This is a genomic window from Rugamonas sp. FW305-51 (genome assembly GCF_058786935.1).
Genome location: NZ_JBYSZG010000034.1, coordinates 58,160 through 67,785 on the forward strand (window position 1 = coordinate 58,160; position 9,626 = coordinate 67,785).

General features: G+C 64.6%; 8 protein-coding genes. 3 read left to right on the forward strand and 5 right to left on the reverse strand.

All coding sequences use genetic code 11. The features are described from left to right. Nucleotides 1-13 precede the first annotated feature (13 nt). From AC3WOS_RS20745 to gyrA, 5 genes are all read right to left on the reverse strand, one after another. On the reverse strand, nt 14-916 hold the full coding sequence (locus AC3WOS_RS20745) for a prephenate dehydrogenase (RefSeq protein WP_492718136.1): 903 nt from the start codon (nt 914-916) through the stop codon (nt 14-16). 4 nt (nt 917-920) lie between these two features. Beyond that, nucleotides 921-2,030: a histidinol-phosphate transaminase gene (gene hisC / locus AC3WOS_RS20750; RefSeq protein WP_492718138.1), complete on the reverse strand. Its 1,110-nt coding sequence runs from the start codon at nt 2,028-2,030 to the stop codon at nt 921-923. Nucleotides 2,031-2,050: 20 nt separating this feature from the next. After that, nucleotides 2,051-3,124, reverse strand: a complete 1,074-nt coding sequence (gene pheA, locus AC3WOS_RS20755; RefSeq protein ID WP_492718140.1) for a prephenate dehydratase — start codon at nt 3,122-3,124, stop codon at nt 2,051-2,053. Between the two features lie 81 nt (nt 3,125-3,205). Beyond that, complete coding sequence (serC, locus tag AC3WOS_RS20760; RefSeq protein WP_492718142.1) at nt 3,206-4,315, reverse strand: 3-phosphoserine/phosphohydroxythreonine transaminase; 1,110 nt, start codon at nt 4,313-4,315, stop codon at nt 3,206-3,208. A gap of 171 nt (nt 4,316-4,486) precedes the next feature. Then, nucleotides 4,487-7,132 (reverse strand): DNA gyrase subunit A, encoded by a 2,646-nt coding sequence (gene gyrA, locus AC3WOS_RS20765; RefSeq protein ID WP_492718144.1) that lies wholly within the window; start codon nt 7,130-7,132, stop codon nt 4,487-4,489. Nucleotides 7,133-7,631: 499 nt separating this feature from the next. Between gyrA and ompA the strand changes: the two genes are divergently transcribed. From ompA to AC3WOS_RS20780, 3 genes are all read left to right on the forward strand, one after another. Next, nucleotides 7,632-8,342 (forward strand): outer membrane protein OmpA, encoded by a 711-nt coding sequence (ompA, locus tag AC3WOS_RS20770; protein WP_492718145.1) that lies wholly within the window; start codon nt 7,632-7,634, stop codon nt 8,340-8,342. Nucleotides 8,343-8,456: 114 nt separating this feature from the next. Continuing rightward, nucleotides 8,457-9,152 carry a bifunctional 2-polyprenyl-6-hydroxyphenol methylase/3-demethylubiquinol 3-O-methyltransferase UbiG gene (ubiG, locus tag AC3WOS_RS20775; protein ID WP_492718147.1) on the forward strand — a complete coding sequence of 232 codons (696 nt, stop codon included), beginning with the start codon at nt 8,457-8,459 and terminating at the stop codon, nt 9,150-9,152. Nucleotides 9,153-9,171: 19 nt separating this feature from the next. Next, a partial coding sequence (locus AC3WOS_RS20780; protein ID WP_492718149.1) for an HAD family hydrolase occupies nt 9,172-9,626 on the forward strand: 455 nt, incomplete at its 3' end.

A 9,626-nucleotide genomic window follows, 5' to 3' on the forward strand; every position in this document is an offset into this window, starting at 1 on the left:
CGTTTCTATCCTTCTATTCTGCGCTGTCTTTCGGTTGCGGCGTTTCCGCCGTCTCTATCGCTTCTATCCACTGGCGGCGGGCGCGCTGCGCGTTGGCGTAGACCGCCTCGATGGCCGCGCCGTCGGCGGCGGCCAGGCGCGCACGCAGCGCCGTCAGTTGCGCCATGTAGGCGTCAAGCTCGGTCAGCAGCGCGGCCTGGTTGGCCAGGCTGATGTCGCGCCACATTTCAGGCGACGAACCGGCGATCCTTGTGAAATCGCGGAAGCCGCTGGCAGCATATTGGAACAGTAAATCCGCATGCGGTTTGTTGGCGATGTCGTCCACCAGCGCATACGCCAGCAAGTGCGGCAAATGGCTGACGGCGGCAAACACCTTGTCGTGTTGTTCCGGCGTGAGCCGGTGGATGATGGCGCCGCAGGCCTGCCAGGCCGACGCCACCCGCGCCACGTCGCCGGACGTGTTTTCGTCCAGCGGCGTGAGCACGGTTTTCTTGCCGATGTAGAGGTCGACGATGGCCGCGTCCGGGCCGTTGGTCTCGCGCCCGGCGATCGGGTGGCCCGGCACGAACTGGGCCACCTTGGCGCCCAGCGCGCGGCGCGCGGCGGCCACCACGTCGGACTTGGTGCTGCCGGCGTCGGTCACCACGGTGCCCGGCTGCAGGTGCGGCGCCAGCGCGGCCAGGATGGCTTCGGTCTGCGCCACGGGTGCGGCCAGCAGCACCAGGTCGGCGCCCTGCATGGCCTCGGCCATGTCGCCGCCCACCACGTCGATGATGCCCAGTTCCCGCGCCCGCGCCAGCGACGCGGCCGAACGTCCCATGCCCACCACGGTGCGCACGGCGCCGGCCTGTTTGAGCGCGCGCGCGAAGGAGCCGCCGATCAGGCCGACCCCGAAGATGACGATTTTATTCAGCACGGCGTCATCCAGCCAGGGCCTTGGTCAGCGCCGCGATCAGCACCGCGTTTTCCTGCGGCAGGCCGATCGAGATGCGCAGCCACTCGGGCAGGCCGTAATTGCCCACCGGACGCACGATCACGCCCTGCTTGAGCAAGGCCAGGTTGACGCGGGCGCCGGCGCCGGCGTCGTTGCCGACCTTGACCAGCACGAAGTTGCCGTATGAAGGCACGTATTCCAGGCCCAGCTTCTCGAACGCTTCCACGAACTGCTGGTAGCCGGCGGCGTTGTTGGCCGCGCCCTTGGCCAGGAATTCCTTGTCGTTGAGGGCGGCGATGGCCGCGGCCTGCGCCATGGAGTTGACGTTGAACGGCTGGCGGATGCGGTTCATCAGGTCCGTCAGCGCCGGCTGGGCGATGGCGAAACCGACGCGCAGGCCGGCCAGGCCGTAGGCCTTGGAGAAGGTGCGCGAGACCAGCAGGTTGGGATACTTCTTGACCCACTCGGCCGACTCGAACTGGTCTTGCGGCGCCAGGAATTCGTTGTAGGCCTCGTCCAGCACCACCACCACGTGGGCCGGCACCTTGGCCAGGAAGGCTTCGATCTCGGCGGCCGGGATGAAGGTGCCGGTCGGATTGTTCGGGTTGGCGATGAACACCAGGCGGGTGTCGGCCTCGATGGCGGCCAGCATGGCCGGCAGGTCGTGGCCGTGGGCCTTGGCCGGCACCACGATGTGGCGCGCGCCCACGCCCTGGGTGGCCAGCGCGTAGACGGCGAACGAATACTGCGAGTAGACCACCGACTGGCCCCGCTCCACGAAGGCGTGGGCGGCGATTTCCAGGATGTCGTTGCTGCCGTTGCCCAGCGTGATCCAGTCGGCCGGCACGTCGTAGCGCTTGGACAGCGCTGCCTTCAGGTCGAAGCCATTGGCGTCCGGATAACGGCCCAGGTCCGCCGCTGCCACCACCATGGCCTGCTTGGCCGATTCCGGCACGCCGAACGGATTCTCGTTGGACGCCAGCTTGACGATGTTGGCCTCATCGAGACCGAACTCGCGCGCCACTTCCGCAATCGGCTTGCCGGCCTGGTAAGGGGCGATGGCACGAACGTATTCTGGACCGTAATTCTTGGACATAATGCTCTTCAAAATAAGGGTTAGGAAAGACTGACCGGGTAGGAGCCCAGCACCTTGAAGAAGGCCGCGTTGTCCTTCAGCTCCGCCAGCGCCCGGGCGACGGCGTCGTTGTGGACGTGGCCTTCGATATCAACATAGAAATAATACTCCCACGTGCCCATGCGCGCCGGACGCGACTCGAAGCGCGTCATCGACACCCCATGCTTGGCCAGTGGCGCCAGCAGCTGGTACACGGCGCCGGCTTTGTTGGGCACGGCCAGCACGATCGAGGTCTGGTCCTGGCCGGACGGATTGGTCTGCAGGTGGCCGACCACGGCGAAGCGGGTGCGGTTGTGCGGATCATCCTGGATATGGCCCTTGACCACGCCCAGCTTGTACTGCTGGCCCGCCATTTCGCTGGCGATGGCGGCGATGGTGGGATCGTCGCCGGCCATGCGCGCCGCCTCCGCGTTGGAGGCCACGGCACGCCGTTCGATGTTGGGGTAGTTCAGGTTGAGCCACACCTGGCACTGGGCCAGCGCCTGCGAATGGGCGCAGATGGTGGTGACGCCATCCATGCTGCCGGTCTTGCTCATCAGGCTGTGGTGCACGGCGATCGATACTTCGCCGCTGATGATGAGGCTCGTTTGCAGCATCAGGTCCAGCGTGCGGTTGATGGCGCCCTCGGACGAATTCTCCACCGGCACCACGCCGAAATCGGCAGTGCCGGCCTCGGTGGCGCGGAACACCTCGTCGATCGAGGCGCACGGCAAGCCTTCCACGGCGCTGCCGAACTGCTGGTACACGGCCTGCTCGCTGAAGGTGCCGGACGGGCCCAGGAAGGCCACCGTGACGCGCTTTTCCAGCGCGCGGCAGGCCGACATGATTTCGCGGAAGATGGTCTGCACTTCCGTGTTGCCCATCGGGCCGGGATTGCGCTCGGCCACGCTGCGCAGCACCTGGGCTTCGCGCTCGGGGCGGAACACGGGCGCGTTGGTTTCGGCCTTGACGTGGCCCACTTCCTGCGCCACCTTGGCGCGGCGGTTGAGCAGCTCGAGGATCTGCGCGTCGATGGCGTCGATCTGTTCGCGCAGCGGTTTAAGTTTGTCTGTCATGGTCTGCATCAGTACCAAATAAGTGTCAGTGTCGTGAAAGATGCGGGAGGGGCAGGCGGATTGCTCCACCGCCCCGCTGCTTTAGCGCCCCGCGAACTCGTTCAAATAATCGACCAGGGCTTGCACACCCTCGATTGGCATCGCGTTGTAGATCGATGCGCGCATACCGCCGACGGACTTGTGGCCCTTCAGTTGCAGCAGGCCGCGCGCTTTTGCGCCGGCCAGGAATGCTTCGTTCTTGCTTTCGTCCTTCAGGAAGAAGGGTACGTTCATGCGCGAGCGGTTTTCAGGCGCCACGCGGTTGCTGTAGAAATCGTCGGCGTCCAGCGCGCCATACAACAGCGCCGCCTTGGCGATGGCGCGCCGCTCCATCTCGGCCACCCCGCCTTGCCGCTTGAGCCACTGGAACACCAGGCCGGCAATGTAGATGCCGTAGGTGGGCGGCGTGTTGTACATCGATTCGTTGTCGGCCACCAGCTTGAAGTCGAAGGCCGAGGGGCAGATCGGCAGCGCCTTGCCCAGCAGGTCTTCGCGCACGATGACGATGGTCACGCCGGCCGGACCGATGTTCTTCTGGGCGCCGGCGAAGATCAGGCCGTACTTGGACACGTCGATGGCGCGCGACAGGATGTGGGACGACATGTCGGCCACCAGCAGCGTGCCGGCGCAGTCGCCCGTCAGGGGCTGGGGCGAGCCATGGTCGAAATCGAATTCGACGCCGTCGATGGTTTCGTTGGTGCAGAGGTGCAGGTAGGCCGCGCCGGGCGTGAGCTTCCACTCCGACTGCGGCGGCACGCGGCTAAAGCCTTCCGCCTGGGCCGAGGCGGCCACGTTGACGGTGGCGTATCTGGCCGCCTCCTTGATCGATTTGCCTGACCACGAGCCGGTATGGACGAAGTCGATCGTGGCTGGCTGCGGCTTGTGGCCGACCAGGTTCATGGGAACGATGGCGTTCTGGGACAGACCGCCGCCTTGCAGGAACAGGATCTTGTAGTTATCCGGTACTGCCAGCAGCTCGCGCAGGTCGCGCTCGGCTGCCTTGTAGATCGAAATGAATTCCGGCCCGCGGTGGCTCATCTCCATGACGGACATGCCGCTGCCATGCCAGTCCAGCATTTCGGCAGCGGCTTGCGCCAGCACTTCCTTCGGCAGCACGGCGGGGCCGGCGGAGAAGTTGTAGATGTGAGTCACGGTACGGTCCTTAAATAAGTCGAGTCAATAACGATGTCGAAACTGCGTGGCGGCGCATGGCGCGCCACAAATAAAAACGGGGCCAGTGTTATTGTCGCATTAATCCGCGCACAGAACCCTGACCCCGTCCGCCCCGGCCCAACCGCGCCGGGGCATGCCTATCTGCCGGCCTTATTCAGGCTGGGCATCTTCCGGCTTGGTGTCCGGACCCGGTTCCAGTTCGACTTCGTCGATGTCGGTCTCGACCACGCGCTGCAGGCCGGACAGGCGGGTGCCGTCTTCCACCGCAATCAGGGTCACGCCCTGGGTGGCGCGGCCCATCTCGCGGATCTCGGACACGCGGGTGCGGATCAGCACGCCGCCGGTGGTGATCAGCATGATCTCGTCGGACGAATCGACCAGGGTCGCCGCCACCACCTTGCCGTTACGCTCGGAGGTCTGGATCGCGATCATGCCCTTGGTGCCGCGGCCGTGGCGGGTGTACTCGGTGATCGGGGTCCGCTTGCCGTAGCCGTTCTCGGTGGCCGTCAGGACCGACTGCTCCTCGTTCTCGGCCACCAGCAGCGCGATCACGTGCTGGCCTTCTTCCAGGTTCATGCCGCGCACGCCGCGGGCGTTGCGGCCCATCGGACGCACGTCGTTCTCGTCGAAGCGCACGGCCTTGCCGGCGTCCGAGAACAGCATCACGTCGTGCGCGCCGTCCGTCAGCGCAGCGCCGATCAGGAAGTCGCCCTCGTCCAGGTCGACGGCGATGATGCCGGCCTTGCGCGGGTTGCTGAAGTCCTTCAGCGGCGTCTTCTTCACGGTGCCCAGGCTGGTGGACATGAACACGTAATGATCTTCCGGGAAGGTGCGGTTGTCGCCCGACAGCGGCAGGATGACGGTGATCTTCTCGTTGTCGGCCAGCGGGAACATGTTGACGATAGGCTTGCCGCGCGAGTTGCGCGAGCCTTGCGGCACTTCCCACACCTTGAGCCAGTACATGCGGCCGCGGTTGGAGAAGCACAGGATGTAGTCGTGCGTGTTGGCGATGAACAGCTGGTCGATCCAGTCTTCCTCTTTGGTCGCCATGGCCTGCTTGCCGCGCCCGCCGCGCTTCTGGGCCCGGTATTCGGAGATCGGCTGGGCCTTCATGTAACCGGTGTGCGACAAGGTCACCACCATGTCCTGCGGCGTGATCAAGTCTTCCGTGCCGAGGTCGGTGGCGTTGTGCTCGATGGTCGAGCGGCGCACGTCCTTGTTGCCGGCGCCGTATTCGTTCTTGGCCAGCGTCATCTCGTCGGTGATGATGGTCGTCACGCGGGCCGGCTTGGCCAGGATGTCGAGCAGGTCGGCGATTTCGGCCATCACGTCGCGGTATTCGTTGACGATCTTGTCCTGCTCCAGACCGGTCAGGCGCTGCAGGCGCATCTGCAGGATTTCCTGGGCCTGTTCGTCGGACAGCTTGTACAGGCCGTCCGGCTGCATGCCGTAGTGCTTGGGCAGGTGCTCGGGACGGAAGGCGTCGATGCCGCCCACCGTGTCGCCCTCGCCCGTGCGGGCCAGCATTTCGCGCACCAGCGACGAATCCCAGGCGCGCGTCATCAGTTCGCTCTTGGCGACGGGCGGCGTGGGGGCGGCCTTGATGATGGCGATGAAATCGTCGATGTTGGCCAGCGCCACGGCCAGGCCTTCCAGCACGTGGCCCCGTTCGCGCGCCTTGCGCAGCTCGAACACGGTGCGGCGGGTGACCACTTCGCGCCGGTGCGACAGGAAGCATTGCAGCATCTGCTTGAGGTTCAGCAGGCGCGGCTGGCCGTCCACCAGGGCCACCATGTTCATGCCGAAGGTGTCTTGCAGCTGGGTTTGCTTGTACAGGTTGTTGAGCACCACTTCCGGCACTTCACCGCGTTTCAGCTCGATCACCACCCGCATGCCCGACTTGTCGGACTCGTCGCGGATGTCGGAAATGCCTTCCAGCTTCTTGTCGCGCACGTTCTCGGCGATGCGTTCCAGCAGCGACTTCTTGTTGACCTGGTAAGGCAGCTCGTCGACGATGATGGCGGTGCGGCCGCCGTCCTTGCCGTATTCTTCGTAGTGGGTCTTGGCGCGCATGACGACGCGGCCGCGGCCCGTGCGGTAGCCGTCGCGCACGCCCGACACGCCGTAGATGATGCCGGCCGTGGGGAAGTCGGGCGCCGGGATGATCTCGATCAGCTCGTCGATCGTGCAGTCCGGGTTGCGCAGCACGTGCAGCGCGCCGTCGATCACTTCCGTCAGGTTGTGGGGCGGGATGTTGGTGGCCATACCCACCGCGATGCCGGACGAGCCGTTGATCAGCAGGTTGGGGATCTTGGTCGGCAGGACGGTCGGCTCTTTTTCCTTGCCGTCGTAGTTGGGCTGGAAGTCGACCGTGTCCTTGTCGATGTCGGCCAGGATTTCGCTGGCGATCTTGTCCAGGCGGCACTCGGTGTAACGCATGGCCGCCGCGCTGTCGCCGTCGACGGAACCGAAGTTACCCTGGCCGTCCACCAGCATGTAGCGCAGCGAGAAGTCCTGCGCCATGCGCACCAGCGTGTCGTAGATGGAAGCGTCGCCGTGCGGGTGGTACTTACCCATCGTCTCGCCCACCACGCGGGCGCACTTGACGTAGGGACGGTTCCACACGTTGTTCATTTCATGCATCGCGTACAGGACCCGGCGGTGCACCGGCTTGAGGCCGTCGCGCACGTCCGGCAAGGCACGGCCCACGATCACGCTCATGGCGTAATCGAGGTAGCTCTTGCGCATCTCTTCTTCGAGGGAAATTGGGATTGTTTCTTTTGCGAATTGATCCATTGGCGGGTCGTTCGATCTTTGACTGTGGTTGACTTATCTTTTAAGCAATTTTTACCGCACGTGCTGCGCAGGCCTCCCTGCCGCCCCGGCCGCGCCCTGTAGGACCGCTGTGGGAACAGACAAGCGTACGATTTTAACATGGGCGGTATGGCGGCAGCGCAATTCCGGCGCAGATGGCCCCGGGCCGCCCATGCATGGCCGGACGGCCAGGACTTGCACCAACGCAAGGGCCAAGCACAAAATGTCATGCGTGTGACACAAATATCAATTATTATTGCCGTTAGTGTTGCAACAAAACAACATTTTGGTCGGAATCGGGAAAGGTTTAAATTGCGCCCAAAAGCGTACCGATACCGCCTGTGGCAAAATGGACGAGAAGTCAATTGCTTGATTCGCAAGCAGAAAACAGGCGCGCCCGCCCTGCGTGGTAGAATTCGGGCCACGCATTACTACGTCGCGCAGTTTTTATGCGGATATCACCCCCGAAAGGAAGAAAAATATGAAGAAACTTATCTCGATTTTGGCTGTGTCGGCTGCTTTCGCCGGCTCGGCAATCGCCCAGACCCCAACCGCTCCTCCGTTCGCTCCAGTCACCCAGGACATCCAGGCTGCCACCCCGAAAAGCGCCTACGTCCAGGACGCACGCGGCGTGATCGCCCGTGACCCGTTCGGCCTGTGCTGGCGTACCGGCTACTGGACCCCGGCCGATGCCGTTCCAGGTTGCGATCTGCCGATCTGCGTCGAGCCAGAGAAGCTGGAAAACGGCAAGTGCGTAGCACCGCCGCCACCACCGCCAGCCGCTCCTGCACCAGCGCCTGCACCGGCACCAGCCCCAGCGCCAGCCCCTGTGCCGACCGCACAGAAGGTGAGCTTCGCCGCTGACGCCTTCTTCGACTTCGACAAGGCCGTACTGAAGCCAGAAGGCAAAGCCAAGCTGGACGACCTGACCTCCAAGCTGGGCAACATCAACCTGGAAGTGATCATCGCCGTCGGCCACACCGACTCCGTGGGTACCGATGCCTACAACCAGAAGCTGTCGATCCGCCGCGCTGAAGCCGTCAAGTCCTACATCATCTCCAAGGGCGTGGAAGCGAACCGCGTCTACACCGAAGGCAAGGGCGAGAAGCAACCAGTTGCAGACAACAAGTCCGCAGCCGGCCGCGCCAAGAACCGTCGCGTGGAAATCGAAGTGGTCGGCACCAGCAAGTAATTGCGTGCCTGCCGTCCGCGGGGCGACCCGCGGACGCACTTCCGAACCCCGCCCAGGCGGGGTTTTTTTACGTCCATGCTGTAAAATCCGGGTATTGTCCCAACAAAGCTGCCCATGAACGCCGATCCTTTAGAACTGCAAAAATTCAGTGACCTGGCCCACCGCTGGTGGGACCCCACGTCCGAGTTCCGTCCCCTGCACGAAATCAATCCGCTGCGCCTGGAATGGATCAACGCGCGCGCCCCGCTGGCGGGCAAGCGCGTGATCGACATCGGCTGCGGCGGCGGCATCCTGGCCGAATCGATGGCCAAAAAAGGCGCCCACGTGACGGGCATCGACCTGTCGGAAAAAGCGCTCAAGGTGGCCGACCTGCACAGCCTGGAGTCGGGCGTGCAGGTGCGCTACAAGCTGATCGCGGCCGAAGACATGGCGGCCCAGGAAGGCGGCCAGTTCGACGTGGTGACCTGCATGGAAATGCTGGAACACGTGCCCGACCCGGGCGCCATCGTGCGCGCCGCGGCCAGCCTCGTCAAACCGGGCGGCCAGGTGTTCTTCTCCACCCTGAACCGCAATCCCAAGGCCTATCTGTTCGCCGTGCTGGGGGCCGAATACCTGCTGCGCATGCTGCCCAAGGGCACCCACGACTATGCCAAGTTCATCACGCCGGCCGAACTGTCGCAGTACGCGCGCAGCGCCGGGCTGGACGTGCAGGGCTTGAAGGGCATGGGCTACAATCCGCTGAGCAAGATCTACTCGCTCAACGACGACACCAGTGTCAACTACCTGATGGCCACCAGCCGTCCCCTGTAACGTCTCCCCCATTCCCACCATGAGCCTGGCACTTCCCCGCAGCGCCCCGCGCGCCATCCTGTTCGACCTGGACGGCACGCTGGCCGACACCGCCCCCGACCTGGCCGCCGCCGTCAACCTGCTGCGGCGCGAGCGCGGCCTGGAGCCGACCGCCTATGAACTGCTGCGTCCCACGGCCTCGGCCGGCGCGCGCGGCATGATAGGCGCCGCCTTCGGTCTGCAGCCGCACGACGAAGGCTTCGCCGCCCTGCGGGAAGGTTTTTTCGACAACTACCAGGCCGCCATCGCCGAGCACAGCACGCTGTTCCCCGGCGTGCCCGAACTGCTGGACGGCATCGTCCGGGCCGGGCTGGCATGGGGCATCGTCACCAACAAGCCAGCCCGCTTCACCGACCCGCTGCTGCCCCTGATCGGGCTGGACGGCGCCGGCTGCGTCGTCTCGGGCGACACCACGCCCCACGCCAAGCCCCACCC

Coding starts and splice junctions, on each gene's coding strand:
- hisC (WP_492718138.1), bottom strand. CDS start 2,030: ATGTCCAAGAATTACGGTCCAGAATACGTTCGTGCCATCGCCCCTTAC.
- pheA (WP_492718140.1), bottom strand. CDS start 3,124: ATGACAGACAAACTTAAACCGCTGCGCGAACAGATCGACGCCATCGAC.
- gyrA (WP_492718144.1), bottom strand. CDS start 7,132: ATGGATCAATTCGCAAAAGAAACAATCCCAATTTCCCTCGAAGAAGAG.
- ompA (WP_492718145.1), top strand. CDS start 7,632: ATGAAGAAACTTATCTCGATTTTGGCTGTGTCGGCTGCTTTCGCCGGC.
- ubiG (WP_492718147.1), top strand. CDS start 8,457: ATGAACGCCGATCCTTTAGAACTGCAAAAATTCAGTGACCTGGCCCAC.